The 26,333-nt window shown below is 72.0% G+C and carries 24 protein-coding genes; 11 read left to right on the plus strand and 13 right to left on the minus strand.

Going from position 1 to position 26,333, the window contains the following annotated elements:
* Nucleotides 1-83: 83 nt before the first annotated feature.
* Nucleotides 84-1,664 carry an acyl-CoA mutase large subunit family protein gene (locus BA175_RS10575; protein WP_069171050.1) on the minus strand — a complete coding sequence of 527 codons (1,581 nt, stop codon included), beginning with the start codon at nt 1,662-1,664 and terminating at the stop codon, nt 84-86.
* Between the two features lie 248 nt (nt 1,665-1,912).
* Here BA175_RS10575 and BA175_RS10580 point away from each other — a divergent pair, with 248 nt between their 5' ends.
* Entirely contained in the window at nt 1,913-2,830 is a 918-nt protein-coding gene (locus tag BA175_RS10580; protein ID WP_069171051.1) for a L,D-transpeptidase family protein, read from the plus strand.
* A gap of 234 nt (nt 2,831-3,064) precedes the next feature.
* On the opposite strand, the gene BA175_RS10585 is transcribed toward BA175_RS10580, so the two are convergent.
* The 6 genes from BA175_RS10585 to BA175_RS10615 all read right to left on the minus strand — a co-directional run bounded on the left by BA175_RS10585 (nt 3,065) and on the right by BA175_RS10615 (nt 10,189).
* Nucleotides 3,065-4,174, minus strand: coding sequence for a hypothetical protein (locus tag BA175_RS10585; RefSeq protein ID WP_069171052.1), 1,110 nt, complete (start codon nt 4,172-4,174; stop codon nt 3,065-3,067).
* Nucleotides 4,174-4,857, minus strand: coding sequence for an RNA polymerase sigma factor (locus tag BA175_RS10590; RefSeq protein ID WP_069171053.1), 684 nt, complete (start codon nt 4,855-4,857; stop codon nt 4,174-4,176). Before BA175_RS10590 ends, BA175_RS10585 begins: the two co-directional genes overlap by 1 nt.
* Nucleotides 4,858-5,689: 832 nt before the next feature.
* On the minus strand, nt 5,690-6,586 hold the full coding sequence (locus BA175_RS10600) for a hypothetical protein (RefSeq protein ID WP_069171055.1): 897 nt from the start codon (nt 6,584-6,586) through the stop codon (nt 5,690-5,692).
* Complete coding sequence (locus BA175_RS10605; RefSeq protein WP_069171056.1) at nt 6,583-7,212, minus strand: RNA polymerase sigma factor; 630 nt, start codon at nt 7,210-7,212, stop codon at nt 6,583-6,585. Before BA175_RS10605 ends, BA175_RS10600 begins: the two co-directional genes overlap by 4 nt.
* Before the next feature lie 336 nt (nt 7,213-7,548).
* Nucleotides 7,549-8,130, minus strand: a complete 582-nt coding sequence (locus BA175_RS10610; RefSeq protein ID WP_069171057.1) for a hypothetical protein — start codon at nt 8,128-8,130, stop codon at nt 7,549-7,551.
* A gap of 463 nt (nt 8,131-8,593) precedes the next feature.
* The gene (locus tag BA175_RS10615; RefSeq protein ID WP_069171058.1) at nt 8,594-10,189 is read right to left on the minus strand and encodes a family 20 glycosylhydrolase; all 1,596 of its coding nucleotides are present in this window, start codon (nt 10,187-10,189) and stop codon (nt 8,594-8,596) included.
* 367 nt (nt 10,190-10,556) lie between these two features.
* On the opposite strand from BA175_RS10615, the gene BA175_RS10620 reads away from it, so the two are divergent.
* From BA175_RS10620 to BA175_RS10650, 7 genes are all read left to right on the plus strand, one after another.
* Nucleotides 10,557-11,123, plus strand: a complete 567-nt coding sequence (locus tag BA175_RS10620; protein ID WP_069171059.1) for a 2-oxo-4-hydroxy-4-carboxy-5-ureidoimidazoline decarboxylase — start codon at nt 10,557-10,559, stop codon at nt 11,121-11,123.
* 166 nt (nt 11,124-11,289) lie between these two features.
* Nucleotides 11,290-11,670 (plus strand): succinate dehydrogenase, cytochrome b556 subunit, encoded by a 381-nt coding sequence (gene sdhC, locus BA175_RS10625; RefSeq protein ID WP_079159494.1) that lies wholly within the window; start codon nt 11,290-11,292, stop codon nt 11,668-11,670.
* A 5-nt stretch (nt 11,671-11,675) separates the two neighbouring features.
* Nucleotides 11,676-12,155, plus strand: coding sequence for a succinate dehydrogenase hydrophobic membrane anchor subunit (locus BA175_RS10630; RefSeq protein ID WP_069171061.1), 480 nt, complete (start codon nt 11,676-11,678; stop codon nt 12,153-12,155).
* A gap of 29 nt (nt 12,156-12,184) precedes the next feature.
* Nucleotides 12,185-13,939 carry a succinate dehydrogenase flavoprotein subunit gene (gene sdhA, locus BA175_RS10635; RefSeq protein WP_069171062.1) on the plus strand — a complete coding sequence of 585 codons (1,755 nt, stop codon included), beginning with the start codon at nt 12,185-12,187 and terminating at the stop codon, nt 13,937-13,939.
* Entirely contained in the window at nt 13,939-14,706 is a 768-nt protein-coding gene (locus tag BA175_RS10640; protein ID WP_069171063.1) for a succinate dehydrogenase iron-sulfur subunit, read from the plus strand. Before sdhA ends, BA175_RS10640 begins: the two co-directional genes overlap by 1 nt.
* A gap of 173 nt (nt 14,707-14,879) precedes the next feature.
* On the plus strand, nt 14,880-15,449 hold the full coding sequence (locus tag BA175_RS10645) for a hypothetical protein (RefSeq protein ID WP_069171064.1): 570 nt from the start codon (nt 14,880-14,882) through the stop codon (nt 15,447-15,449).
* A gap of 69 nt (nt 15,450-15,518) precedes the next feature.
* Nucleotides 15,519-16,283, plus strand: coding sequence for a TetR family transcriptional regulator (locus BA175_RS10650; RefSeq protein WP_069171065.1), 765 nt, complete (start codon nt 15,519-15,521; stop codon nt 16,281-16,283).
* 59 nt (nt 16,284-16,342) lie between these two features.
* On the opposite strand, the gene BA175_RS10655 is transcribed toward BA175_RS10650, so the two are convergent.
* From BA175_RS10655 to BA175_RS31720, 3 genes are all read right to left on the minus strand, one after another.
* Nucleotides 16,343-17,896 (minus strand): ABC transporter substrate-binding protein, encoded by a 1,554-nt coding sequence (locus tag BA175_RS10655; RefSeq protein WP_069171066.1) that lies wholly within the window; start codon nt 17,894-17,896, stop codon nt 16,343-16,345.
* A gap of 259 nt (nt 17,897-18,155) precedes the next feature.
* A complete protein-coding gene (locus BA175_RS10660; RefSeq protein WP_069171067.1) occupies nt 18,156-19,517 on the minus strand; it encodes a metallophosphoesterase in 1,362 nt (453 codons plus the stop codon).
* A 119-nt stretch (nt 19,518-19,636) separates the two neighbouring features.
* Nucleotides 19,637-19,894, minus strand: a complete 258-nt coding sequence (locus BA175_RS31720; protein ID WP_069171068.1) for an SCO4848 family membrane protein — start codon at nt 19,892-19,894, stop codon at nt 19,637-19,639.
* A 121-nt stretch (nt 19,895-20,015) separates the two neighbouring features.
* On the opposite strand from BA175_RS31720, the gene BA175_RS10670 reads away from it, so the two are divergent.
* Complete coding sequence (locus BA175_RS10670; protein WP_069171069.1) at nt 20,016-21,269, plus strand: D-alanyl-D-alanine carboxypeptidase family protein; 1,254 nt, start codon at nt 20,016-20,018, stop codon at nt 21,267-21,269.
* Here the strand turns inward: BA175_RS10670 and BA175_RS10675 are convergent.
* Nucleotides 21,217-22,137: a YihY/virulence factor BrkB family protein gene (locus BA175_RS10675; RefSeq protein ID WP_069171070.1), complete on the minus strand. Its 921-nt coding sequence runs from the start codon at nt 22,135-22,137 to the stop codon at nt 21,217-21,219. The two genes, BA175_RS10670 and BA175_RS10675, sit on opposite strands and share 53 nt — an antisense overlap.
* A 128-nt stretch (nt 22,138-22,265) precedes the next feature.
* Between BA175_RS10675 and BA175_RS10680 the strand changes: the two genes are divergently transcribed.
* Together BA175_RS10680 and BA175_RS10685 are read left to right on the plus strand one after the other, a co-directional pair.
* On the plus strand, nt 22,266-23,612 hold the full coding sequence (locus BA175_RS10680) for an FAD-binding oxidoreductase (RefSeq protein ID WP_069171071.1): 1,347 nt from the start codon (nt 22,266-22,268) through the stop codon (nt 23,610-23,612).
* An 87-nt stretch (nt 23,613-23,699) separates the two neighbouring features.
* Nucleotides 23,700-24,455, plus strand: coding sequence for a decaprenylphospho-beta-D-erythro-pentofuranosid-2-ulose 2-reductase (locus tag BA175_RS10685; RefSeq protein ID WP_069171072.1), 756 nt, complete (start codon nt 23,700-23,702; stop codon nt 24,453-24,455).
* A 9-nt stretch (nt 24,456-24,464) separates the two neighbouring features.
* Here BA175_RS10685 and BA175_RS10690 read toward each other — a convergent pair whose 3' ends face one another.
* Both BA175_RS10690 and trpS read right to left on the minus strand, forming a co-directional pair.
* Nucleotides 24,465-25,055, minus strand: a complete 591-nt coding sequence (locus BA175_RS10690; RefSeq protein ID WP_069171073.1) for a 2'-5' RNA ligase family protein — start codon at nt 25,053-25,055, stop codon at nt 24,465-24,467.
* A 103-nt stretch (nt 25,056-25,158) separates the two neighbouring features.
* Nucleotides 25,159-26,172 carry a tryptophan--tRNA ligase gene (trpS, locus tag BA175_RS10695; RefSeq protein WP_069171074.1) on the minus strand — a complete coding sequence of 338 codons (1,014 nt, stop codon included), beginning with the start codon at nt 26,170-26,172 and terminating at the stop codon, nt 25,159-25,161.
* Between the last annotated feature and the right edge of the window lie 161 nt (nt 26,173-26,333).

The following is a 26,333-nucleotide window of genomic DNA, read 5'->3' on the forward strand; positions in this document are numbered from 1 at the left end:
CACGGAGAGTTCCCTCTCCAGGCCGACGGCCTCCGGCACGGCCGAGGACATCCCCCGAACCCGCGTGCGCGTGGTCCGGCCGCTCAGAACGCGTCCGTCGGGACGTACACGCCCCAGACCTCCCGCAGCGCGTTGCAGACCTCGCCCACCGTCGCCCGTGCCCGGAGCGCGTCCTTCATCGGGTAGAGCACGTTGTCCGTGCCCTCCGCCGCCTTCTTCAGCTCCGTCAGTGCCGCGTCCACCGCGCCCTGGTCCCGCTCGGCGCGCAGCTTCGCCAGGCGCGCGGCCTGCTGGGCCTCGATCGCCGGGTCGACGCGCAGCGGCTCGTACGGCTCCTCCTCGTCGAGGCGGAAGCGGTTGACGCCGACGACGACGCGCTCGCCGCTGTCGGTCTCCTGCGCGATGCGGTAGGCGCTGCGCTCGATCTCGTTCTTCTGGAAGCCGCGTTCGATGGCCTCGACCGCGCCACCCATGTCCTCGACCTTGAGCATCAGTTCCAGCGCGGCCGCTTCCACGTCGTCGGTCATCTTCTCCACGACGTACGACCCGGCGAACGGGTCCACCGTCGCCGTCACGTCCGTCTCGTAGGCCAGGACCTGCTGGGTGCGCAGGGCGAGGCGGGCGGACTTGTCGGTGGGCAGGGCGATGGCCTCGTCGAAGGAGTTGGTGTGCAGCGACTGGGTGCCGCCGAGCACCGCTCCCAGCCCCTGCACGGCGACGCGCACGAGGTTGACCTCGGGCTGCTGGGCGGTGAGCTGCACGCCCGCGGTCTGGGTGTGGAAGCGGAGCATCAGCGACTTGGGGTTCTTCGCGCCGAACTCCTCCTTCATGACCTTCGCCCAGATCCTGCGCGCGGCACGGAACTTGGCGACCTCCTCCAGGATCGTCGTCCGGGCGACGAAGAAGAAGGAGAGCCGCGGCGCGAAGTCGTCCACGTCCATGCCCGCGGCGACGGCGGTCCGGACGTACTCGATGCCGTCCGCCAGCGTGAAGGCGATCTCCTGCGCGGGCGAGGCACCCGCCTCGGCCATGTGGTAGCCGGAGATGGAGATGGTGTTCCACTTCGGGATCTCGGCACGGCAGTACTTGAAGATGTCGGCGATCAGCCGCAGCGAGGGCTTCGGCGGGAAGATGTACGTGCCCCGGGCGATGTACTCCTTGAGCACGTCGTTCTGGATGGTGCCCGTCAGCCGGTCCGCCGGCACGCCCTGCTCCTCGGCGACCAGCTGGTAGAGCAGCAGGAGGAGCGAGGCGGGGGCGTTGATGGTCATGGACGTGGAGACCTTGTCCAGCGGGATGCCGCCGAACAGGACGCGCATGTCGTCGATCGAGTCGATCGCCACGCCGACCTTGCCGACCTCGCCGGAGGCGATCGGGGCGTCGGAGTCGTGCCCCATCTGGGTCGGCAGGTCGAAGGCGACCGACAGGCCGGCCGTGCCGTTGGCGATCAGCTGCTGGTAGCGGGCGTTGGACTCGGCGGCGGTGCCGAACCCGGCGTACTGGCGCATCGTCCACGGCCGGCCCGTGTACATCGTGGGGTAGACACCGCGCGTGAAGGGGTACGCACCCGGCTCACCCAGCTTCTCCTCGGGCCGCCAGCCCTCGAGGGCATCCGGCCCGTACACCGGCTCGATGGGCAGTCCCGATTCGGACTCACGCGTCATGTCCTGTGCCTCCCGCTCACGCTACGTATCGGTAACACGTCCTCGCGACGGACTCTAGCGGCGGCGGCCGGGCCGGGGTGATCCGCTCGCTGGGACCTTGCTCACAGCATGGCGCACGGCGCGCACGCGGCGGGCCCGCCGCGTGCCTCCCCTCGTGCGCGGGATTGGGCAACCGGGCGGGGCGGGAATCCGTCTCCTGGGAGACCGCGTCACCACCGGGACGGTCGCGGGCGAGCCAGGGGGCGAGCATGAGACGCGTACGGAACGCACGGGCGACGAGCCGGACGGGCGGAGCGCGCACGGCGACGGCAGCGGCGGCCGGCGTGCTGGCGGTCGCCGTACTCACCGCCGGGTGCCGCGCGGAGGGCGTCGGGGCGTCCGGGCCCCCCGCGTCGCCGAGGGCTCCGGTCACGGCCGCGAGCCCCACGGACGACGCGAAGCCGGCGGGCGGCACGGCGAGTCCCTCCCCACCGGCGCCCACGTCACCCTCCGCCCGCCCCACGGGGGCGGCCGGCCCGCGGCCCGCGCCGCGGCCGCGGACCCTGATGTCCTCGGGGGACCGGAGCGAGCGGGTACGGGAACTCCAGGCCAGGCTGCGCCAGATCGGCCACTTCGACCGCGACCCCACCGGGTACTACGGCACCGTCACGGTGGCGTCGGTGCGGTCGTTCCAGGGCAGGCGGGGCCTGGCCCGGACGGGCGGGACCGACACCGTGACCTGGGAGCGGCTGCTCGCGATGACGCGGAAGCCGACGCCCCGGGAGCTGACCCCGCCGGCCGCGGAGCCGGCGGCGGCGCCCGACCCGCGCTGCCTGACGGGCCGGGTCCTGTGCATCAGCAAGAACAGCCGCACCCTGTCCTGGATGATCGACGGCCGGGTCGTGTCGTCGATGGACGTGCGCTTCGGCTCGCAGTACACGCCCACCCGCGAGGGCACCTTCTCGGTGTACTGGAAGTCCCGCCACCACGTGTCGACGCTCTACGACTCGCCCATGCCGTACGCCATGTTCTTCAGCGGCGGACAGGCGGTGCACTACTCGTCGGACTTCGCTGCCCGCGGCTACGACGGCGCCTCGCACGGCTGTGTGAACGTCCGGGACGAGGGGAAGATCGCCTCGCTCTTCGCCGAGGTGAGGACCGGCGACAAGGTCGTCGTCCACGGGTAGCGGGCCGGACGGCACCGGCGGCGGGTCCGGTCGGCGGACGCCGGTGGGAGGTGGCGCGGACGGGACCGGGGGAACGTGTCCCGTCCGCGCCGGTGCGCTGAGCCGAAGGTACGGGGGGAACCCCGGCTCGTTGCGCGGCCGATGACCAGTCGGCTCACTCTGTACTGCGCCTGGGCGCCGGGAAACGTCACACCAGGAGGCCACCGAGCACCCCGCAGGGCACATATGCGCAGGTCAGCGCGCGGGAATCACCGGAACGGGTGGTGGTGTCGGCTCCGCGCCGGACGTGGCCCCCGCGTCCGCATCGGGGTCCGCCCCGCGTTCGGCGCCGCTCGGTGGAGGAGATGTGCGGAAGGAGACCGAGGGGAGCGGCCCCCCGGCGTCCCGGCCGCTGTCCGCGCCGCTGTCGCCTTCCGCGCCGCCGGAGCCGTTCCCGTCGCCGCCGTTGTCCGCACCGTCGCTCCCGCTCCCGCTGCCGCGGCCCAGGACCCGGTCGCAGAAGCGCTCCAGGTTCCTTTCACCCTGAGCCAGTTCGGCCAGGCGGCGCTTCTCCGCACGGCTCAGGTCGTCGTCGCGGTAGGCCCGGCAGGCCCGGACCGACTTCGCGTACGCCTCGGCGGCGCGCTCTCCCGCGGAGGCGTCGGGCAGCCCGCGCTCCTCGCCGGTGCCCCTGGAGCCGTCGGGATCCGGGCCGGCTTCCGGGGTGCCGGTGTCCTGTCCCGGCCCGGCCGGGTCGTGGCCGGGCCCGGGCTCCTCGGCGTCCGGACCGGCCGGACCGTCCGTCGACCGGGCGCCGGGCGGGTCGGAGACACCGGGCGGGCCGGACGGGCGGGCCGAGGCCCCGGCGGGGGCGGAGGCGTCGGCGCCCTGTTCCTCCGGGGAGGCCGCCGCGGAGACGGAGGCGGCCGGGGCCGGGCCGTCGTGGCCGCCGAAGGGCACGGGCAGCATTCCCGTACCGCCGGCGACCGCCACACCGCCGAGAGCGCACCCTGCGAGCGACACCGCGAGGCCGTAGCGCACCGGGCGGGTCCAGCGGGGGCGCCGTGAGGGCGCCGTACGCGTCGCGCCGATCCGTACGGCCTGCGGGGCGTCGCGCCTGCCCGCCGGGGCTTCGGGGCTCACGGCGTCCCGCCCGCCGGCCCGGTACACCCGGAAGGCGGCCAGGGCCGCCGCCTCGCCGGGGAGTTCCGCACCGGAGGGGCGCGGGGTCCGCACCCCGCGCAGCGCTGCCTCCAGCCGCCGGCTTCCGCTCCTGGCGTGATCGTCGACGGGTTCGACGGACTCACCGCGGAGCAGGCACTCCGCCGCGTCCGCGTCGAGCCACTCGTCCCGCTCGTCGGCCATCACATGTCCTTCTGCGTCCACGGACGCGAATGCGTCACACCGGCGGGCGCCGCCCCACCGTCTCGGCCGGGGCGCTGGGCGGGCACGGCGCCCAGCTCGGCCGCTCCTGCCGGAATCCCGTCCTCCGTAGGATGCTCGGCGCCGAGCAGTTCCGCCAGCCGCTTCAGCCCGCGGTGTGCGGCCGTGCGCACCGCGCCGGGACGCTTGCCCAGCGTCCGGGCGGCGCTCTTCGCGTCCAGCCCGACGACCACGCGCAGGACGACGGCCTCGGCCTGGTCCTGCGGCAGCTGGGCGATGAGGGAGAGGGTGCGGCTGGTGGCGAGGGACTCCATCGCCTCGCCGGCCGTGTCGGACGCGGCGGGTTCCTCGACGAGTTCGCTCTCGTCGCCGCCGGGCACCGGGCGCCTGCCGCGCATCCGTATGTGGTCGAGCGAGCGGTTGCGCGCGATGCGGGCCGCCCAGCCGCGGAACCGGTCGGCGTCCCCGCTGAACTTCTCGAGGTCACGGGCTATCTGCAGCCAGGACTCGGACGCCACGTCCTCCGCGTCGGGCTCCCCGACCAGCGTCCGTATGTAGCCCAGCAGCCGCGGGTGCACGGCGCGGTACACAGTCCGGAAGGCGTCCTCGTCCCCGTCCTGTGCCGCGAGCACCGCGGCGGTCAGCTCCGCGTCGTCCCCCAGCACTCTCTCAACCCGCCCCGCTGATCCGTATCGCAGCTGGTCATCGCTGCCGCGCCACCCTGCGCGACTCAGCACGCTACGTGGTCGGACGGTACCGCGTCCATGACTTGTACAACCCGCAACCGTCTCCTGACGCAGCGCGGTGTGACAGAAAACGCACCGGTGGCGCTGACATGAGTACGGGGTCGCACCGCGGCTCCGTGGAAGACGGCCGGGGCCTCTCCTGTGGGGGGTGGCGGCCCCGGTCGTCGTCCCTCTCCCCTCCTCCGCCTGGCACGGACCGGCAAGGCCTGCGTGTGCGGGGGCACCGATCTTTTGAGGGACCAGCGCGTGGCCGAGGCGGCGCGCACCCCGGACCGACGACGCGAAGAGGACCGGCCTCGCCCCGTGGGGAGAAGCCGCCGCGGACGACCCGACCGGCGACACGCTCTTGCGTGGGCGGCTCGTTCCTCCGCGCGACATCGCCCTCGGCGTCCTGACCGATCTGACCGAACCGGAGACCGACCCTCTCGGGCTTCCCAACGCATCCCTCGTCCCCCGGCCCGACCGCCGCCGCCTGCGGATGGGCGCCCACCGCCTGATCCACCCGACCGACAGCGGCGAGCCGGTGGCACGGGTGGTGCACGTCGGACGTCGCTCCCCGCCCACGGCGCCTGAACGCCGCTGACGTCGGTCCGGGCTGTCCGGCACGGGTCGGGGCTCCGGGAGTCCGGTCCCGCCCCCCTTGCCCGTATCGAGGCTCCACGGCTCGAACAGGCCGGTGCGGCAGCCCCGGTCGTCGCTCCCCCGCCCACGCGCGGACCGGGCGCCGGAGTCCTCCGCCGGTGCCGGCGGATCAGCCGGGGGCGGAGTTGTCCCCCTTCGGCGCGCCCTTCGCGTTGCCGCTCCTGTTCCCGCCGGCGTTGCCGTTCGCGTTACCGTTCGAGCCGCTGCTCGCGTTACTTCCGGCGTTCCCGTTCGACCCGGCGTTCGCGTCGGTGCTCCCGCTCGACCCGCCGTTCGAGCCGCTGCTCGCGTTGCTGTCCGCCTTGCCGTTCCCCGGTGTCGGCCGCGCGGAGTTGCGGGCCTTGCCCTCCCCGGGCTGCGCGTCCCCCCTCTTCTCCTGGGACGCCGGTCCGAGCAGCGCGTCACAGTACGCGCGGACCTCCGCGGGTCCGCCCGCGGCCGATTCCAGCCGGTCGAACGCGGTGGAGTGGGTGGCCTTCCCGCCGTTCCCGGCCTTGCGGTACGCCTCGCAGAGCGCGCCGTCGCCCGGCCCCCGGGACGGACCTCCGGTGGGCTGCCCCGCTCCCGGAGCCGCCGTGGGAGGGCGCGGCGTCACGGAGCCGTCAGCGCCCCGGGCCGGTGCGGCGGGTGTCGCCGTAGCGCTGTGGACGGGACGTACGGGCTCCCGCGGATCGGGCCGGTCGAACGGGCTCGGCAGGACGCCCGAGTTGGCGGCCACCGCCACCCCGCCGAGCGTCGCCGCGATCACGAACCCGCCCAGCAGCATCCGGGCCGGGCGTGCGCGCCGCGCGGAGGCGGGCCGCCAGTCGTCGCGCCTGCGCCTCCTGAGCAGGGGGGTACGGGCGGCGTGCACTCCGCCGTCCCGCGCCGACCGGAACGCTTCGAGCGCCCGCTCCTCGTCCTCGGGGCGGACCGTTCCGGCGCGCTGCGCGGCTGCCAGGAACGCGGCCAACGCGGGTGTGTCCGGCAGCTTCTCCGGATCCGACGGCTGAGACGCGTATGTCATGGCTCCTCACCCAGCGTACGGCGCACGTCGTCCGTCACATCGCCCGGTCCGCTGCCCGGGGTCAACTGCTCGGCCAGCCTCTTGAGTCCGCGGTAGGCCGAGGTGCGTACCGCCCCCGAACGCTTGCCGAGCACGCGTGCCGCCGCCGGTCCGTCGAGGCCGACGACCACCCTCAGCAGTACGGCCTCGGCCTGTTCCCGGGGCAGCGTACGGATCATCGCCAGCGCCGCCTCGGTCGAGAGGGTCTCCAGCGCCGCGGCGGCCGTGTCGTGCCCGCCCGGCAGTTGCAGCACGTCCTGTTCCAGCAGTCCGGTACGCGGCCGGCGCGTCTGCTTCCTCAGGTGGTCGAGCGCGCGGTGACGGGCGATCATCGCGGTCCAGCCGCGGAACCCGGCACCGTCACCACGGAAACGTCCCAGGTCCCGGGCGATCTCCAGCCAGGCGTCGGAGGCCACGTCCTCGGCGTCCTCACCGACGAGGCCGCGTACGTAGACGAGGAGGCCGGGGTGCACCATGCGGTAGGCGGCGGCGAAGGCGTCCTCGTCCCCCTGCTGGGCGCGCTCGACGACAGCGGTGAGCTCGGCGTCGTACGTACGCCCGCGGCACTGCTCCCCGGCCTTGCCCACACATCTCCACTCAGAACCTGGTCCGGCACCGTCACCGTGCCGTCGTACGACCCTGCGGCGTCCGCCCCAACTCCGTTCACAGCACGGCCTATTACCCTCTGCGCCGGGACGCGCGGAAACGTCACAGGCCGCTGCCGCGCCCGCGCCCGGCACCCTGCGGACACCGCCGGACGGCCCGGCACGTGTGACACCGGAGGCCGGGACGTCGCTGGGTACATCGGGCCGTCCTCCACCGGCCCCGGCCGGTACACCCCCGCGTCCTGCCGAACACCCCGAGGCGCCGGAGCCCCTCGCCCTGACACGGGGGGCTCCGGTCCCGCACCGCGCGGCCCGGGCTCAGGACCTGCCGCGGGTCCGGCGTGCCATCACCGCGCGCAGCACGCGCCGTCCCTCGGTCGACAGTTCGAGCACCCGGAGCAGGCCCGCCCCGCTGCCGGGCGTGCCCGAGGTCTCCGCGAGCATGTCCAGGATCTGGATCTGGCGGCGCAGTTCACCCGTGACGAGCGGGCCGGCACCCTCGTCGTCGCCCGCCCGGCAGCGGCTGAGCAGAGCGGCGCCGTCCCCGGCCGCGCCCACGCCCGGGAGGTCGAACTGCCGGTGGATGTCCAGCGCGACGGACGAGCAGGCGTCGGCCCATCCCCGCAGCGGTCCCGCGGCGAAGTCGGAGGGCGCGGCTCCGAGCATCGCGCGGACCTGGACGGCCGGCCCGTCCGTGATGTCCACGCCCTCCAACGCCTCCCGGACGGCCACCAGCCGGTCTGCCCACTGCCGGCCGTCCTCGCAGCTCGCCCAGAGCGGGCGCAGCGGCTCCGGAGCCTCGCCCTCGGTGAGCAGCGGCAGGCAGCGGTCCAGACAGGCGAGCCCGCTCGCGGCCAGCCCTCGCTCGTCGGCAAGAGCGATCAGCTCCAGCAGGCTCATGGGCGTCTCCCCTCGGTCCGGAAGCCGGCTCCGTCGGGGACCGACACGGCCGGAACACAGCGGGACGCTGCGCTTCCTGTTACCGCGTACTGCGCCAGATGGCCGAAAATCGTCACTCATGCGGCCATGGAAGACGTCACGGAAGACGCCTGGACGAGCTCACCATGCCCCGGGCACCCCTGTGACGCCAGGAAATGCACGCCCGGCGGACGCTCCGGACGCCCATCGGGCAGGAGGGCGGGCAGGGGCCGCCCACGGACACTGTGACCGGTTTCCGCCCTACCGCAAAGCCTGGAGCGGACGTCCCGGAAGGGGACGTGGCGGTGACGGACGCTCCGCGGAGGGGCCGCAACCCCCGCCGCGCGGAACCACGCAGCCACACCCGCGCCGGCGCTTCGCTGAGCTCGGCGCTCTGCCGCGCGCCCCTCTCCGGGGCGCGCGGCACGCCGTACCCGGCGTCCGCTCAGCCGGAGGACGCGGTGCTGTCGGCGAGCTGGGTGAACTGCGCCCAGCTGAGCTTCGGCTTCCGCGGATCCCACAGCTTCTGGGAGATCGCGTTGAGCGGCATGCGGATGCCGTCGGCCACCTGCTGCGGAGTCTGCGCGTTCGGGAAGTCCCCCCAGACCGCGAACCGGCCGCCGAGGATCTGCTTCGAGTACCGCGCGGCCACCGGCTGGGTACCGCGCAGGACGAGCGGGGTCCACTGCTCGTAGATCCGCTGCCCCGTCGGGTAGACGAAGTCGTTGGGCTGGCCGAGCACGTAGTAGAGGTACTCGTCGTTGAGGTTGATCACCTTGCGGCCCTCGGCCAGGTACTCCTGCGGCGGCCGGGCGCCGATCTCCTTGCCCGTCCAGTACTCGACCTCGATGCCCTGGTCTGCGGTGACCGTGCCGCCGGTGAAGAAGCCGTCGTTCCACGCCTTCGGGATCTTCCGTGCGTCGCGGACGACCGCCGCCCGGTCGTTCAGCCAGCCCTCCGCCAGGTCCTGGACCGTGGCACCGCTCCCGTACTTCTCGCGGGCGGCGGCGGCCAGCTGCGGGTAGGAGGCCTGCGGACTGCTGACGGTGAGCGCCTGGTACTCGTCCGCGCCGACGTGGAACCACCGCCCCGGGAAGAGCTCGGTGTACTCGCGCAGCAGGTCGTCGACGATCCGGGCCGCTTCGGGCTTCGAGATGTCGATGGCGCCCTGCCGGGGCGTGCCCTGGGTGTTGCGCAGCTGGAGATCGGGGTGGGCCCGCAGGACGGCGCCCAGGTGCCCGGGCGAGTCGATCTCGCCCACCACCGTGATGTGGAGGCTCGCGGCGAGCTTCAGGATCCGGCGGACCTCGGCCTTGGTGAGGTGCTCCGCGGAGACGACCTCCGGATGGGAGTCTGACTCGATGCGGAAGGCCTGGTCGTCGGAGAAGTGCAGGCCGAGCTGGTTGAGCTTGAGGTCGGCCATCTCCCGCAGCCGGTCCTCGATCCAGGCGGCGGAGTAGTGCTTGCGCGCGATGTCGAGGTTGAGCCCGCGCTGGGGACGGTCGGGGGCGTCCCGCACCACGCCCTCGGGCATGGTGCCGTCGGCGTTGAGCGACTGCCTGAGGGTGCGGGTCCCGTAGAAGACGCCCGCCTCGTCGGGGCCGCTGATCGTGACCCGGCCGCCCTCGGCCTTCAGGGTGTACGACTCCGGAGCACCCCGCCCGGGGGTCCCGAGCGCGAGTTCGACGTCGCCCGCCCGCGCCGCGGTCTCGCCCCGGTAGCGGATCTTCAGCTCCTTGGCCAGCAGCTGCGCCTCGTCGGTGAGCTGGGGGTCGGCGGCGACGACGCCGCTGTCACCGGACGGCTTCCAGCCGGGGCCGCGCGCGGGAGTGTGCTCGCGGACGGCCGGTATCGTCCGCGGCGCCGTGGAGAGCGGGTAGCTCCGGGTGGGTGACGGCGAGGCGGAGGCGGACGACGAGGAGGCCGCGCCGTTCCGGGGCCCCGAACCGGATCCGTCGGGCCAGACGACAACGGTGAGGGTGACGGCGGCTACCGCCGTGACGGCCGCGCCGGCCACCAGGGCTCCACGTGAGGGCGACATCGGTCAGAATCCTCCGGATCGAGGGAGAAAGAGATCAAAGATAGGGAGAAAGTCGGGCAATCTTCCCATTGGTTCGTCCATCAGGCGTTCCGAAACTCTCCCGTACGGGTGAATTTCGCGCACGATTCGGGCGCTTGTCGCCCGGTCTCGTTAGCGTTACGGCACATTCGTCTCGGCCTTCACTCCTGTCCCGAGCAACCTCGCCGCTCCACGGCCCGTCTCCCCGGGCACAGCCGTCATCGATTTCGAGGAGTTTCCGCTGTCCAGGTCCAGCGAGCCCCACGCCGGCCTGCCGGAGCGACCGCGGCCGGCCGGGCGCCCGGCCCTTCCCGTCCAGAGCCGCGGACCCGCACAGGTCCCGGAGGAGATCCCGGCGGAGCACCGGGTTCCGCAATCAGTGTCGGGGAGCGGACGCGTAAACGCCTACTCGAGCGGACTCGACCGCTTCAACGCCTGGCCGGAAGAGTTCGCCGAGGCGGCCCTGCTGGAGTGCTGCGGCAGCCGGCGCTGGGCGCTGCGGATGGCGGCCCACCGCCCGTACCCGGACCTCGGCTCCCTGCTCGCCGCCTCCGACGAGGCGGGGTACGACCTCGCACCCGCCGACATCGCCGAGGCGCTCGCCGCGGAGAGCGCCACCTGCCTGCACCACGCCGCGCCCCGCGCCGCCCATCTGGCGCTCCGGGCCGCGCACGCCGCCTACGAGAGCCGCTTCGGCCACGTCTTCGTGATCTGCCTGGACGGCCTGCCGCCCTCCCAGCACGTGGACCAGGTGCTGGCGGCCATCCGCACCCGGCTCGCGCACGACCCGGACGAGGAGCGGGCGCTCACGGCGGAGGAGACCCGGCGACTCGCCCGGGCCCGCCTCACGGAACTGGTGGCGGCGGCGGGCCGGGACCACAGCCCGTTCCGACCCGTGGCATATGGTCCGCGATAGCCCGTCCGTGCCTCTTTGATTGCCACATTGATCACACCAGAGGCCCCGCCGCCATGGAACCGACAAAGCGTCGCTACGATGGCCGGGGCCGGTGGACCGTACCCGGCCGGGTCAGACCGACAGTCAAGCCGGCCGGCCCCAATCCCCGCTCCCGGAGGGTTCTTCCGTGCCGGCTGGAACGCTGTACCGCGGCCGGGAAGGCATGTGGTCCTGGGTGGCTCATCGAGTCACCGGTGTCCTCATTTTCTTCTTCCTGTTCGTACACGTCCTGGACACCGCTCTCGTGCGTGTCTCCCCCGAGGCGTACGACGACGTCGTGGCCACCTACAAGACCCCGCTCGTGGCGCTGCTCGAGTACGGCCTGGTGGCCGCGATCCTCTTCCACGCGCTGAACGGTCTCCGCATCGTCGCCGTGGACTTCTGGTCCAAGGGCGCCCGTTACCAGAAGCAGATGCTGTGGACCGTCATGGGCATCTGGATCGTGCTGATGGCCGGGGCCCTGTACCCCGTCCTCGGTCACGCCGTACGCGAAGTCTTCGGGAGCTGAGGCCGATGTCCACCGAGACACCCACGTCCGCGATCGGGGACGTCGAAGGCGTGAGCCTGTACGACGTCGACCACCCCGCCCCGGTGATCGAGCCCCCGCGCAAGCGCACGGGCAAGACCCCCAAGGGCTCGCGCACGAACTTCGAGATGTACGCCTGGCTCTTCATGCGCCTGTCGGGCATCGTGCTGGTCGTTCTCGTCATCGGCCACCTGCTGATCCAGCTCGTACTGGACGGCGGCGTCTCCAAGATCGGCTTCGCCTTCGTGGCGGGCCGCTGGGCCTCGCCGTTCTGGCAGGTCTGGGACCTGGCGATGCTGTGGCTCGCCATGCTCCACGGCGCGAACGGCCTCCGTACGGTCATCAACGACTACGCCGAACGGGACAACACCCGCTTCTGGCTGAAGATGCTCCTGTACACCGCCACGGTGTTCACCGTCCTGCTGGGCACGCTGGTGATCTTCACCTTCGACCCGAACATCCGCTAGGCGCCGGGACAGAGGGACCAGAGGAAACCATGCAGATCCACAAGTACGACACCGTCATCGTCGGGGCCGGCGGGGCCGGCATGCGCGCGGCCATCGAGTCGACCAAGCGCAGCCGCACCGCCGTGCTGACGAAGCTCTACCCCACCCGCTCCCACACGGGCGCCGCGCAGGGCGGCATGGCCGCCGCGCTGGCCAACGTGGAGGAGGACAACTGGGAGTGGCACACCTTCGACACGATCAAGGGCGGCGACTACCTGGTCGACCAGGACGCCGCCGAGATCCTGGCGAAGGAGGCCATCGACGCCGTCCTCGACCTGGAGAAGATGGGCCTGCCGTTCGGCCGTACGCCCGAGGGCAAGATCGACCAGCGACGGTTCGGCGGTCACTCCCGCAACCACGGCGAGGCCCCGGTCCGCCGCGCCTGCTACTCGGGCGACCGCACCGGCCACATGATCCTCCAGACGCTGTACCAGAACTGCGTCAAGGAGGGCGTGGAATTCTTCAACGAGTTCTACGTCCTGGACCAGCTGGTCGTCGAGGAGAACGGCGTCAAGAAGTCCGCCGGCGTCGTCGCCTACGAGCTGGCCACCGGCGAGATCCACGTCTTCCAGGCGAAGGCGGTCATCTACGCCTCGGGCGGCACCGGCAAGTTCTTCAAGGTGACGTCGAACGCGCACACCCTGACCGGTGACGGTCAGGCCGCCTGCTACCGCCGGGGTCTGCCGCTGGAGGACATGGAGTTCTTCCAGTTCCACCCGACGGGCATCTGGCGCATGGGCATCCTGCTGACGGAGGGCGCCCGCGGTGAGGGCGGCATCCTCCGCAACAAGGACGGCGAGCGCTTCATGGAGAAGTACGCGCCGGTCATGAAGGACCTCGCGTCCCGTGACGTCGTCTCCCGCTCCATCTACACGGAGATCCGTGAGGGCCGCGGCTGCGGACCCGAGGGCGACCACGTCTACCTCGACCTCACGCACCTCCCGCCGGAGCAGCTGGACGCGAAGCTCCCGGACATCACGGAGTTCGCGCGCACGTACCTCGGCATCGAGCCCTACACGGACCCGATCCCGATCCAGCCGACCGCGCACTACGCCATGGGCGGCATCCCGACCAACGTCGAGGGCGAGGTGCTGGCCGACAACACCACCGTCGTCCCGGGCCTGTACGCCGCCGGCGAGGTCGCCTGTGTCTCCGTGCACGGCGCCAACCGCCTGGGCACCAACTCGCTGCTCGACATCAACGTCTTCGGACGCCGGTCGGGCATCGCCGCCGCCGAGTACTCCGCGAAGAACGACTACGTCGAGCTTCCCGAGAACCCGGCGCAGATGGTCCAGGAGCAGGTCGAGCGGCTGCGCAACTCGACGGGCACCGAGCGGGTGCACACACTCCGCACGGAGCTGCAGGAGTGCATGGACGCCAACGTGATGGTGTTCCGCACCGAGCAGACCATCAAGACGGCGGTCGAGAAGATCGCCGAGCTGCGCAAGCGCTATCTCGACGTGTCCATCCAGGACAAGGGCAAGCGGTTCAACACCGACCTGCTGGAGGCCATCGAGCTGGGCAACCTGCTCGACCTGGCCGAGGTCATGGCGACCTCCGCGCTGGCCCGCAAGGAGTCCCGCGGCGGTCACTACCGCGAGGACTACCCGAACCGCGACGACGTCAACTTCATGCGCCACACCATGGCGTACCGCGAGGTCGCGGACGACGGCACCGAGTCGATCCGGCTCGACTACAAGCCGGTCGTCACGACCCGCTACCAGCCGATGGAGCGTAAGTACTGATGGCTACCCCGACCCTGGACAAGACCGACAAGGCCGAGGCGGGCTTCGCCGACTCCCCCTACATCACGGCCACGTTCCGGATCCGCCGGTTCAACCCCGAGGTCTCCGACGAGGCCCAGTGGCAGGACTTCGAGATCCTGATCGACCCGAAGGAGCGTGTCCTCGACGCCCTTCACAAGATCAAGTGGGAGCTCGACGGCACCCTGACGTTCCGCCGCTCCTGCGCGCACGGCATCTGCGGCTCCGACGCGATGCGGATCAACGGCAAGAACAGGCTCGCCTGCAAGACGCTGATCAAGGACATCAACCCGGAGAAGCCGATCACGATCGAGGCCATCAAGGGCCTCACGGTCCTCAAGGACCTCGTGGTCGACATGGACCCGTTCTTCCAGGCGTACCGCGACGTCATGCCCTTCCTGATCACCAAGGGCAACGAGCCGACGCGTGAGCGCCTGCAGTCCCCCGAGGACCGTGAGCGCTTCGACGACACCACCAAGTGCATCCTGTGCGCCGCGTGCACGTCCTCGTGCCCGGTGTTCTGGAACGACGGCCAGTACTTCGGCCCGGCGGCCATCGTCAACGCGCACCGGTTCATCTTCGACTCGCGTGACGAGGGCGGCGAGCAGCGCCTGGAGATTCTCAACGACCGTGACGGTGTGTGGCGTTGCCGCACGACGTTCAACTGCACGGACGCCTGCCCCCGTGGCATCGAGGTCACCAAGGCGATCCAGGAAGTGAAGCGCGCGCTCATCACCCGCCGCTTCTGACCCGCGGGTTACCCGACAGGCCCCGTCCTGCGCACCGACCGTGCGGAAGGCGGGGCCTCTTGGTGCGTCGGGCGGGCCGGGACGGTACGGTCATGCGGAGCCGGTCGCCGGCTCGCCTCTCCCGGCGCAGCACGGCACGGGGGCACAAGGCTCGAGGGAGAACGGGGAACGTCGTGAGCGATCCGAGTCCGTACGCGGACGACTCGTACAAGTGGGGCCCGCCCCAGCCGCCGGGCAACCCGCCCACGATGCCGGACGGCCAGGCCTACGGCTACCCGGCGCAGGGTGCCGCTCCCGCGTACGGCTACCCGCAGCCGATCCCGGAGTCCGCCACCCAGCCCGGTCCCGGGTACGGCTACCCGGGCGGCGGGCCGATCCAGCCCGCGGGCCGGCCCGGTGGCGTACCGATGCTCTCGTTCGGTGACATCACCGTCATGAACGACGGCATCGTGACGCCCTCGGGGACGATGCCTCTCAAGGGTGCGGTGTGGACGGCGACCGACATGTCGCGCACCGAGGAGAAGATCCCGACCGTGGGCATCGTGCTGGCCGTCGTCTTCGCGCTGTTCTGCCTGATCGGGCTGCTCTTCCTGCTGATGAAGGAGAAGAGGACGACGGGGTTCGTCCAGGTCACGGTCACCAGCGGCGGCCGGCACCACTCGACGATGATCCCGGCGACGGGTCCGGAGACCTTCCAGATGGTCATGGCGCAGGTGAACACCGCCCGTTCGATGAGCGCCTGAGCCCTGTCCGGCCCTTCCGCCGCCGGGCGCCGGGTCCGGCGGGCGGATCCCCCGGATAGCCTGGGGCCTGTGGTGAAGGACGAGAACAGCCCCGCGGGTCCGGACGAGGCGCGGCCCGCCGGCGACGGCCGGTCGGCCAAGGCGCCGAAGAGCGAGCAGACCCGGACCCTGATCCTGCGGACCGCGCTGCGGCTCTTCGCGGAGCGGGGCTACGACCGGACGACGATGCGGGCCATCGCCCAGGAGGCCGGGGTCTCCGTCGGGAACGCGTACTACTACTTCGCCTCGAAGGAACACCTGGTCCAGGGCTTCTACGACCGGATCGCCGCCGAGCACGAGGCGGCCGTCCTGCCGGTCCTCGCCGGCGACCCGGACCTCACCGTACGGATCCGCGGGGTGCTGCTCGGCTGGCTGGACGTGGCCGCTCCCTACCACCGGTTCGGGGCCCAGTTCTTCAAGAACGCCGCCGACCCGGACAGCCCGCTCTCCCCGTTCTCGCAGGAGTCGGTCGCCGCGCGGGAGGCCGCGATCTCGATCCACCGGCGGTGCCTGGCCGGCGCCTCCACCCGCCCCGACCCTGAACTCGAGCACATACTGCCGCAGTTGATGTGGCTGATGCAGATGGGCCTGGTGCTCTTCTGGGTCCACGACCGGTCCGAGGGCGCCGAGCGCAGCAGACGGCTCGTCGAGCGCACGGCGCCGCTGGCCGCGCGGGCGATCGCGCTGTCCCGGTTCCGGGTGCTGCGCCCTCTGGTCCGGCAGATCCACGCCGTCCTGCTGGAGTTCATGCCCGGGGCCGCCGCACGCCCGTCAGCCGGTGCAGGACCCGGCTGACGGGGATCCGTACCCCGACGGGCCGGCCCACGGGGCCTGCCGCCGGGGTACGGCTGCCGTCAGATCCAGCTGAGTTCCCACAGCCGCCAGAGGCCGGTGCCGTCGGAGAGGTACTGGGACCCTGACACGGCCGCCTTGCTGACGACGTAGTCCTTCTTCTGCCACAGCGGGACGAGCGGTACGTCCTCACCCACCAGCTCCTGCAGCTCCTTGAAGTCGGCCGAGGTCCGGCTGCGGTCGCCGTACTGCTGCGTCGCCGAGATCAGGGCGTCCATCCTCCTGCTGGCGTAGCCGTTGTGGAGGCTGCTGTCGCGGCCGACCAGCGGCTGGCTGAAGGTGTCGGAGTCGGGGTAGTCGGGCAGCCAGCCGACCGTGTACGCGTCGTACTTCCCGGCCGCGTAGCCCTTCTGGAAGGCCTGCCACTCCACGGCCTTGTCGGTGACCTGGAACAGCCCGTCCTTCTCCAGCTGACGGATCAGCTCGGCCGTCTCGTCCTTGTTGGCGTCGTCGTCGCGGTGGCCGAAGGTGATGTGCAGCGGGATGTCCACACCGGCCTCCTCCATCAGCTTCCTGGCCTTCTTCGGGTCGGGCTGCGGGTAGGCGTCGAAGAAGGGGGTGCTGTGGCCGATGTAGCCCTGCGGGATCAGCGAGTAGAGCGGGGCGACGGTGCTCCGGTAGACATCGGAGACCAGCGGCCCCCGGTCGATGATCCAGGCGATGGCCTGGCGGACCCTGTTGTCGGAGAGGGCGGAGTCCGCGCGGACGTTGAAGACGAGGTTGCGGATCTCGGCACTCTCCGCCTCGGTGACGCGCTGCTCGGTGTCTGCCGGGTCGAGTCCGGCCAGCTTGTCCGCGGGCAGCTGACGGTGCGTGACGTCGACGTCTCCGGCCTCCCAGGCCCTCTGCAGTTCGTCGGAACCGTCGAAGTAGCGGATGTCCACCGCCCCGCCCGTCTTCGTGATCGCGCCCTTGTACGCCGTGTTGGGCACGAGTTCCGCCCGGACGCCGGGCTCGTACGCCTTCAGGAGGTACGGGCCCGAACCGTCGACCTGGTCGCCGGTGCGCAGCTTGTCCTTCGGGTACCGGGCGGGATCGACGATGGATCCGGCCCCCGTGGCGAGCTTCTGCGGGAAGGTCGCGTCCCGGGACGCGAGGTTGAACGTGATGGTGCGGCCCTCGGTCACGATGGTGTCGAGGCTCGGGAAGAGCACCGAGGGCCCGGCGTCCGCCTTGATCCTGAGCATGCGCTCGAAGGAGTACTTGACGTCCCCGGCCGTGATCTTGGTCCCGTTGGAGAAGGTCAGGTCGTCCCGCAGCGTGCACCGGTAGGTCTGGAGCTTCTGACCCACGAAGTCGCAGCGCTCGGCCGCGTCCGGTTCCGGCACGATCGCCCCGGACCTGAACGTCAGGAGGGACTGGTAGAGGTTGCTGTAGATCGCCCAGGAACCGGCGTCGTACGCGCCGGCCGGGTCGAGGGACGTGACCTCGTCCGACGTCCCGACGGTGACCGGGGTGGTGTTCTCCTCTTCCGAGGGGAGAAGTTGCCAGGCACCGACGCCTGCGATGACCAGAACCGCGAAAATCGCGAGAATCCGTACCCGGACCGACCGCATGTGCCGTGCTCTCCCTTACCAGCCCCACCTCGGCCCGTGTGCTCAGAACGCACACCGCCGCATGTTCACCTCACTTAATCACACGATATTCACACCTGGAAGAGCAAATGGGGCACTCGCAGCAACTTGTTCGATAAACGGCACCGGCAGAACGCGAATCGGCGGCGGAACGGCCCCCCGGCGGGCGATTCTTCCGCCGGGGGGCCGTGACGCGTGACTCCCGTGGCCATGCGGGCAGTTGAGCGGGCGCGCGGTCCGTTCAGGCCTGACGGGAGGCGAGTTCCACGATGGTGATGTCCGAGGGCGCCCCCACCCGCACGGGCGGGCCCCAGGCGCCCGCGCCGCGCGACACGTAGAGCTGGGTGTCGCCGTAGCGCTCGAGCCCCGCGACCGTGGGATTGGCCAGTCCGGCCAGCAGATTGCCGGGCCAGAGCTGTCCGCCGTGCGTGTGGCCGGAGAGCTGCAGGTCCACCCCGTACGCGACCGCGTCGTCGATGACGACGGGCTGGTGCGCGAGGAGGACGGAGGCGCGGTCCCGGTCCCGGTCGCCGAGCGCACGCCCGAAGTCGGGGCCCTGGCCCTCGCTCTCACCCGCGACGTCGTTGACCCCCGCGAGGTCGAACCCGGCGATCTCGACCCGGGCGTTCTCCAGGGGGCGCAGCCCCAGCTCACGTACGTGGTCGACCCATTGGGCCGCACCGGAGAAGTACTCGTGGTTGCCGGTGACGAAGTAGCTGCCGTGCCGTGCCTCCAGCCCGGCGAGCGGTTCGGCGGCGGAACCGAGGTCGGCCACGGATCCGTCGACGAGGTCGCCGACGACGGCGACCAGGTCGGGCTGTGCCGCGTTGATCGAGTCGACGATCCGCCGGGTGTGCGCCCGGCCCAGGACGGGGCCGAGGTGGATGTCACTGACGACGGCGATCCGGAAACCGTGCGCGGAGCGCGGGAGTTTCGCGAGCGGCACGGTGATCCGCTCGGTCCGGGGTCCGCGCAGCACTCCGTACGTGCCGTACCCGACGGTGCCGAGCCCGGCGAGGGCGGCGGCGCCACCGACCGCGCGCGCGACGAACAGCCGCCGCGAGGGATCGGCGACCGAAGGGGCTTCGGGCGCCGCCGGGGCTTCGGGCGCCGCCGTGCGGGGCGAGGTCTCCGTGGACGTACCGGTGGCGCCGGCCATGCCGTCGGCGGCGCCCGCGGTCCTCTCCGCACGCGTGGGCGCCCCGGTGTCCGCGGGGCTCCCCGTGACCGCCTCCGCCTCCGCCTCCGCGCCGTCCGTCACGGGTCCGGCCGCAGCGCCCGCCCGGCGGGCCGTCAGACGGCGCAGCACGGGGCGTACGGCCTCGCCGACGAGCAGGGCCAGAGTCAGGTAGAGGAGCGCGGCCAGCCACAGGAACCCGGGCCAGGCCAGCACCTGCTGCACCACGAACGGGAAGCCCGCACGGCCCGACACCAGGGCGCCGAGGCTCAGGAGCGGCAGGACGAACGCGGCGGCCGTACCCGCTCGGCGCGCCGGGCCTCCCGGCGCCGTCGTGTCCCCGATCAGCCTGCGCCACACGTAACGGTGCACACCGACGAGCAGCGCGAGAACCGCGACCGCCACCCCCACGAACACCACGACCACGTACGTTCCCCCGCCTTCCGGTACCTGTGCCGCCCGCTCACGCGCCGGCCTGATGTGTCACGCGCCCAAGCCTTCCGCACGGTTCACGCGGGGCTCGCGGGCCCCCGTCCCCCGAGCCGTCATGACCCGGACGGAAGATCCTGGCGCCGCAAAGCCCTGACGCCACGGAACCCGATGACTCCGACGGCCGTCCCCAGAAGAAACGACGTGACGGCGAGCAGCAGATGGACCCAGAAGTACGCGGTCGGGTCGCCGGCGTCGTCGAAGGCGAGCCCGCTGCCGTCCTTCCAGAGGTTCTTGACGAAAGTGACCCAGATGAACCAGCTCCACACCCCGAAGGCGAGCAGGAACCAGGAAACGGGGCGGCTGAGCTTCATGGAATCAGTATCGCCGCCGCCCCCGGGGCGGACCGCGCGGGGTGGGCCGTACCGGCGGTACGCACGGCGGGTCAGGTCGTCCGTACTCCTCTCCCCGACAACGCCCTGTACGTTTCCGACCGTGCCTGCTCTGAAAAAGACCGTGATGACGGTCCTCTCTGCCGCATTGTTGTCCGTAAGTGTCATCAGTCCCGGGGTGGCGGCCGACAAGGACACGACCGACGACACCCAGCCGAAGCCGACCGGCCCGATGTCGACCGTGGGCGGCAAGCGCCTGGGCGAGATGGGTACCCAGGTGACTCTGGGCCCCGGCGCTCCGGTCCTGCCGAAGGACCTCACCGCCCGGTCGTGGATCGTCGCGGACGCGGAGAACGGCCAGGTCCTGGCCGCGCACAACGCCCACTGGCGGCTGCCCCCGGCCTCCACGCTGAAGATGCTCTTCGCCGACACGGTCCTGCCCGCCCTGCAGCCGAAGAGCATGACCCACACGGTGACCGAGCAGGAGCTCGCCGGGATCGGCGAGGGGAGCAGCCTGGTGGGCCTCAAGGAGGACCACGCCTACACCGTCCACGACCTGTGGCTCGGGGTGTTCCTCCGCTCCGGCAACGACGCGGTGCACGTCCTGTCGTCGATGTACGGCGGGGTCGACGCGACGGTCGCGGCCATGCAGCGCCACGCCGACGAACTGCAGGCGCTCGACACCCACGTCGTCTCCCCCGACGGCTACGACGCCCCCGGGCAGGTCTCCAGCGCCTACGACCTGACCCTCTTCGCCCGCAGCGGGCTGCAGAAGGCGGACTTCCGTGAGTACTGCGCCACGGCCAGCGCGGAGTTCCCCGGCGAGCAGAAGAAGGGGAAGAAGCGCGAGAGCTTCGAGATCCAGAACACCAACCGCCTGATCACCGGGGACATCGGGGTGGATCCCTACCGGGGCATCGCCGGGGTCAAGAACGGCTACACCACCCATGCGGGCAACACCTTCACCGGGGTCGCCGAGCGCAACGGCAAGGTGCTGCTCGTCACCGTCATGAACCCGTCGTCCGAGGTGAGCCACGCCGTCTACAAGGAAGCGGCCGGCCTGCTGGACTGGGGCTTCGCGGCGAGCGGCAAGGTGGCGCCGGTCGGCGAGCTGGTGCCGCCGAAGTCGGCCGAGATCGGTCCCGGCACCGGCAAGGGTGCCCAGCCCACCGGGGAGGAGTCGGCCGGGGCGGGGGCCACCAAGGTCGCCGCGGCCCCCGTCGCCACCGGATCCGGCGGGATCGGCATCGCGCTGTCGGTGGTCGGGGGGCTGCTCGTGGTCCTGGCCGGCGGGGTGTTCCTGGTCAACCGGCGCTGGCCGCTGCCGGACCTGGTGCGCCGTCTGCCGCGCCGGTGACGGTCCCCTCCCCGCTCGTCCTGCTGGGCGTCGCCGTCCAGGCCGCGCAGAACAGCAGCAGCTTCGCGCTGAAGTTGATCCACAGGAGCAGCGCGACCGGGACGCCGAAGGCGCCGTACATGCTCTTGGAGGCGACGCCGCTCATGTAGCTGCCCAGCAGGAGCTTCAGGAGCTCGAAGCCGACGGCGCCCAGGAGTGCCGCGACCATCAGGCGCCGCCGCGGCGGCTCCACCCCGGGCAGCAGGGTGAGCAGGTAGAGGAGCAGGAGGAAGTCGGCGAACACGGCCACGGCGAGGGCGGCCACCTGGAGCAGCACACCGCCCACGCCGTGCTCGGGGACGCCGAGCAGATCGGCGGTCCAGCCGACGGCGGTGGAACCGGCGGTGGACGCGCCGAGCGTCACGAGTGCCGCGCCGCCGAGCCCGACCAGCAGCCCGGCGTCCTTGAGCTTGCGGACCACCGGATTGCCGTCGTCGGCGTCGTCCTTCCCCCAGACGGCCCGCAGGCACTCCCGCATCGAGCCGATCCAGCCGATACCGGTGAAGAGCAGCAGAGCACCGGCGACCAGACCGACCGTGCCCGCGTGGGCCACCAGGTTGTCCATGCCGAGCTGGTCGGAGATCCCCGGGACCTGCTGGGCGAGCTTGTCCTCGATCGCCCGCAACTGGCCGTCGGAGAGCAGGGCGGCACCGATCGCCGCCCCGACCGCGATGAGCGGGAACAGCGCCAGGAAGCTGAGGAACGTGATCGCCGCGGCGAGCCTGGCCCAGTGGGCCCGTTCCAGGGTCTCGTAGGAGCGCCAGGCGTGCGTCTCCATCAGCCGTGCGAGGGGCGGCCCGATGACGGGGAGTTTTGTGAGCCAGTCCATGCCGTACGCGTACCCCTCCGGGCCCGGAAAACCGAGGCGCCGTGCCTCCGTGGTGGCCGATCACCCATTTCGGTGAGTGCTGTAACAAATCCCTCAAAAGGGTTTTCCCGGGCTATACGGTCACCCTCATGTCCGTCGACACGGTGTCCATGACCGGCTGGGGCCGCACCGCCCCGACGACCGCGCTGCGGTTCCGCCCCCGTACGTACGAAGAGGCCGTCGTCGCCGTGCGGGGCCGCGGGCCGCGGGGGGTCGTCGCCCGCGGGCTGGGCCGCGCCCACGGCGACGCCGCCCAGAACGCGGGCGGTTCCGTCCTGGACATGACCGCGTTGAACCGGATCCGCGCGGTCGACGCGGTCGGGGGCACGGTGGTCTGCGAGGCGGGAGTGAGCCTGCACCACCTGATGCGGGTGCTCCTGCCGCTCGGCTGGTTCGTGCCGGTCACCCCCGCGACCCGCCAGGTCACCGTCGGGGGCGCGATCGGCTCCGACGTCCACGGCAGGAACCACCGCTCCGCCGGCTCCTTCGCCCGTCACGTGCGCTCCCTGGACCTGCTCACGGCCGACGGCGAGGTGCGCACGGTGCTGCCGGGGACTCCGCTGTTCGACGCGACCGCGGGTGGCCTCGGACTGACCGGCGTCATCCTCTCCGCCACGCTGGCCTTCCGACGCGTCGCCACCTCGCTGATGTCGGTCGACACCGAGCGCGCCGCCTGCCTGGACGACGCGATGGCCCGGCTCGCCACCTGGGGCGAGCGCGCCCCGTACGCGGCGGCACGGATCGATCTCCTGGCGCACGGGAGGGCGGCCGGACGCGCCGTCCTCACCCGGGGGGAGCACGCACCCCTTGACGCACTCCCGGCGCGCGCCCGGCACAGCCCGCTCACCTTCCGCACCGGGCAGCTGCCCGCCGCCCCGCTCCTGCCCGCCGCTCTGCTCGGGGGGACCTCGGCCGCGCTGCTCAACGAGCTGCGCCACCGCAGTGCCCCCGTGGCACGGGCCGGGGAGCTCCGGAGGATCTCCTCCTTCTTCCACCCGCTGGACGCCCTGCCCCGCTGGAACCGCCTCTACGGCCGGGCCGGCTTCGTGCGCTACCAGTTCGCCGTCGGCCACGGCCAGGAGGAGACGGTGGCCCGCATCGTCCGCCGGCTCTCCGCCCGCCGCTGTCCCGCCTTCCAGGCCGTCCTCAAGCGGTTCGGCGCCCCGGGCCCCGGCTGGCTGTCCTTCCCGGTCCCCGGGTGGACGCTCTCCTTCGGGCTGCCCGCGGGCCTGCCCGGTCTGCCGCGGCTGCTCGACGGCCTCGACGAGGAGGTGGCGGGGGCCGGCGGCCGGGTCTGCCTGGCCAAGGACGCCCGGCTGCGCCCGGGCGTCGCCGCAGCGATGTACCCGCGGCTGGCAGCGTTCCGCGCCCTGCGCGAGGAGCTGGACCCGGACGGGGCCTTCCGGTCGGACCTGTCCCGCCGCCTCGCGCTCTGACCTCCGCCGGTGGTCCTCGACCGCCGCCCGCCGCCCGTCCGGCCGGCCATCCGTCCGGCCGTCCCGTTCCCGTCGCCAGGAGTTTCCATGAAGGACGCCTTCGGTGCCCCGCAGTCCCTGCTCGTCCTCGGCGGCACCTCCGAGATCGGACTGGCCACCGCGCGTCGGCTGATCGCCCGCCGCACCCGCACCGTCCGGCTGGCCGGCCGCCCCTCGCCCGCTCTGGAGCGGGCCGCCGCCGAGCTGCGCGAACTGGGTGCGGACGTCCGTACCGTCGCCTTCGACGCCCTCGACAACGCCTCGCACGAGGAGGTGCTCGGCAAGCTCTTCGCCGACGGCGACATCGACATGGTGCTGCTGGCCTTCGGCATCCTCGGCGACCAGGCGCACGACGAGGAGGAACCGCTCTCCGCGGTCCGGGTGGCGCAGACCAACTACACGGGAGCGGTCTCGGCCGGCCTGGTGTGCGGCGGAGCGCTCCAGGCGCAGGGCCACGGATCGCTGGTGGTGCTGTCGTCGGTGGCGGGTGAGCGAGCCCGGCGCGCCGACTTCATCTACGGCTCCAGCAAGGCGGGGCTGGACGTCTTCGCCCAGGGGCTCGGGGACGCGCTGCACGGGACCGGGGTGCACGTGATGGTCGTACGCCCCGGCTTCGTACGGTCACGGATGACGGCGGGGCGCGAGGAGGGACCGCTGTCCACCACGCCCGGCGCCGTCGCGGACGCCATCGTGACGGGCCTGCGGCGCCGCTCGGAGACGGTGTGGGTGCCCGGTGCGCTGCGGGTGGTCATGTCGGCCCTGCGGCACGTGCCGCGCCCGCTGTTCCGGCGGCTGCCGGTGTGACGCGGCCGGTCAGGGCCGCAGGGAGGGGTGTTCCACGGTCCATCCGCCCTGGGCCGGCACGGCGGACGCGCCGCCGCCGGCGCCGAACGGGAACTCGTTGATCTGGCGCCAGACGGCGTCCGGGCCCTGTTCGTAGAGCCCGAAGGAGCCGCAGGTCCAGGCCGCCTCGTACGAGGAGAGCTCCTCGTACGCGCGGTCCATCGCCTCCTCCGCGATGCCGTGCGCCACGGTGACGTGCGGGTGGTACGGGAACTGCAGCTCGCGGACCAGCGGTCCCGAGGGCTCCCGGACCCGCTTCTGGAGCCAGGAGCACGCCGAGGCGCCCTCGACGACCTGGACGTAGACGACCGGGGACAGCGGGCGGAAGGTTCCCGTGCCGGACAGCCGCATCGGGAAGGGGCGGCCGGCCGCGGCGATCCGGTCGAGGTGCGCCTCGACCGCAGGCAGGACGGCCGCCTCCGCCTCGGTGGGCGGGAGGAGGGTGACGTGGGTGGGAATGCCGTACGCGGCAGGGTCCCCGAAGCTCGCGCGCCGCTCCTGGAGCAGGCTGCCGTAGGGCTCCGGGACCGCGATCGAAACGCCAAGCGTTACGGTCCCCACATCGTTCTCCTCAATCGTCGATGGTCGATTTTCGGCCGCGACCGGCAGTCGTACCGACGCAAGTGTGCCGCCTCGGGCCGTGCTCCCGCCAGGGTCCTTGGACTCAGTGCTTGGCGGGCAGAAGGCCCATCCGGTCGTAGGCCAGCGCCAGCGTCTCGGCGGCGACGGCCCTGGCCTTCTCGGCGCCCTCGGCCAGGAGCGAGTCCAGCGTCTCCGGGTCGTCCAGATATTCCTGGGTGCGGTCGCGGAACGGAGTGACGAACTCCACCATCACCTCGGCGAGGTCGGTCTTCAGCGCGCCGTACCCCTTGCCCTCGTACTTCTGCTCCAGATCCGTGACGGCGGTGCCGGTGAGGGTGGAGTAGATAGTGAGGAGGTTGCTGACACCGGGCTTCTTCTCGGCGTCGTAGCGGATCACGGTGTCCGTGTCGGTGACCGCGCTCCTGACCTTCTTCGCGGTGGCCTTCGGCTCGTCCAGGAGGTTGATGAGGCCCTTCGGCGTGGACGCCGACTTGCTCATCTTGACCGCCGGGTCCTGGAGGTCGAAGATCTTCGCCGTCTCCTTGAGGATGTACGGCGACGGCATCGTGAACGTCTGCCCGTAGCGGCCGTTGAAACGCTCGGCGAGGTCCCGGGTGAGCTCGATGTGCTGGCGCTGGTCCTCGCCGACCGGGACCTGGTCGGCCTGGTACAGCAGGATGTCCGCGACCTGGAGGATCGGATAGGTGAACAGGCCCACGGTGGCGCGGTCCGCGCCCTGCTTGGCGGACTTGTCCTTGAACTGGGTCATGCGGGAGGCCTCGCCGAAGCCGGTGAGGCAGTTCATGATCCAGCCGAGCTGTGCGTGTTCGGGGACGTGGCTCTGGACGAAGAGCGTGCAGCGCGCCGGGTCGAGCCCGGCCGCCAGCAACTGGGCGGCGGCGAGACGGGTGTTGGCGCGGAGCTCCGCGGGGTCCTGCGGCACGGTGATCGCGTGCAGGTCCACCACCATGTAGAACGCGTCGTGGGACTCCTGGAGCGCCACCCACTGGCGGACCGCACCGAGATAGTTGCCGAGGTGGAACGAGCCTGCTGTGGGCTGGATTCCGGAGAGCACGCGGGGTCGATCAGAGGCCATGCACTCATTGTCTCAGGTGCGGGAGCGATCTCCGCCGAGCGGTGCGCGAAGAGGCGGGAGGCGGCGCCGCGGGGGCGCGCCGCGCTCCGCAGGTTTCCCCGTGCGGCATCCGACCGACGATACAAAGTGGGCACACCCCGCCCACGCCGCACGACGAACGG

Origin of the sequence: Streptomyces griseus (genome assembly GCF_001715295.1) — a bacterium.
Taxonomy (GTDB): Bacteria; Actinomycetota; Actinomycetes; order Streptomycetales; family Streptomycetaceae; genus Streptomyces; species Streptomyces griseus_G.

What these genes read in the sequence shown, in the direction of transcription:
- BA175_RS10630 (WP_069171061.1), top strand. Translation starts at nt 11,676, where the DNA reads ATGTCCACCGAGACACCCACGTCCGCGATCGGGGACGTCGAAGGCGTG.
- BA175_RS10600 (WP_069171055.1), bottom strand. Translation starts at nt 6,586, where the DNA reads ATGACATACGCGTCTCAGCCGTCGGATCCGGAGAAGCTGCCGGACACA.
- BA175_RS10585 (WP_069171052.1), bottom strand. Translation starts at nt 4,174, where the DNA reads ATGGCCGACGAGCGGGACGAGTGGCTCGACGCGGACGCGGCGGAGTGC.
- BA175_RS10680 (WP_069171071.1), top strand. Translation starts at nt 22,266, where the DNA reads ATGTCCGTCGACACGGTGTCCATGACCGGCTGGGGCCGCACCGCCCCG.
- BA175_RS10655 (WP_069171066.1), bottom strand. Translation starts at nt 17,896, where the DNA reads ATGCGGTCGGTCCGGGTACGGATTCTCGCGATTTTCGCGGTTCTGGTC.
- trpS (WP_069171074.1), bottom strand. Translation starts at nt 26,172, where the DNA reads ATGGCCTCTGATCGACCCCGCGTGCTCTCCGGAATCCAGCCCACAGCA.
- BA175_RS10675 (WP_069171070.1), bottom strand. Translation starts at nt 22,137, where the DNA reads ATGGACTGGCTCACAAAACTCCCCGTCATCGGGCCGCCCCTCGCACGG.
- BA175_RS10685 (WP_069171072.1), top strand. Translation starts at nt 23,700, where the DNA reads ATGAAGGACGCCTTCGGTGCCCCGCAGTCCCTGCTCGTCCTCGGCGGC.
- BA175_RS10580 (WP_069171051.1), top strand. Translation starts at nt 1,913, where the DNA reads ATGAGACGCGTACGGAACGCACGGGCGACGAGCCGGACGGGCGGAGCG.
- sdhA (WP_069171062.1), top strand. Translation starts at nt 12,185, where the DNA reads ATGCAGATCCACAAGTACGACACCGTCATCGTCGGGGCCGGCGGGGCC.
- BA175_RS10610 (WP_069171057.1), bottom strand. Translation starts at nt 8,130, where the DNA reads ATGAGCCTGCTGGAGCTGATCGCTCTTGCCGACGAGCGAGGGCTGGCC.
- BA175_RS31720 (WP_069171068.1), bottom strand. Translation starts at nt 19,894, where the DNA reads ATGAAGCTCAGCCGCCCCGTTTCCTGGTTCCTGCTCGCCTTCGGGGTG.
- BA175_RS10575 (WP_069171050.1), bottom strand. Translation starts at nt 1,664, where the DNA reads ATGACGCGTGAGTCCGAATCGGGACTGCCCATCGAGCCGGTGTACGGG.
- BA175_RS10615 (WP_069171058.1), bottom strand. Translation starts at nt 10,189, where the DNA reads ATGTCGCCCTCACGTGGAGCCCTGGTGGCCGGCGCGGCCGTCACGGCG.
- BA175_RS10640 (WP_069171063.1), top strand. Translation starts at nt 13,939, where the DNA reads ATGGCTACCCCGACCCTGGACAAGACCGACAAGGCCGAGGCGGGCTTC.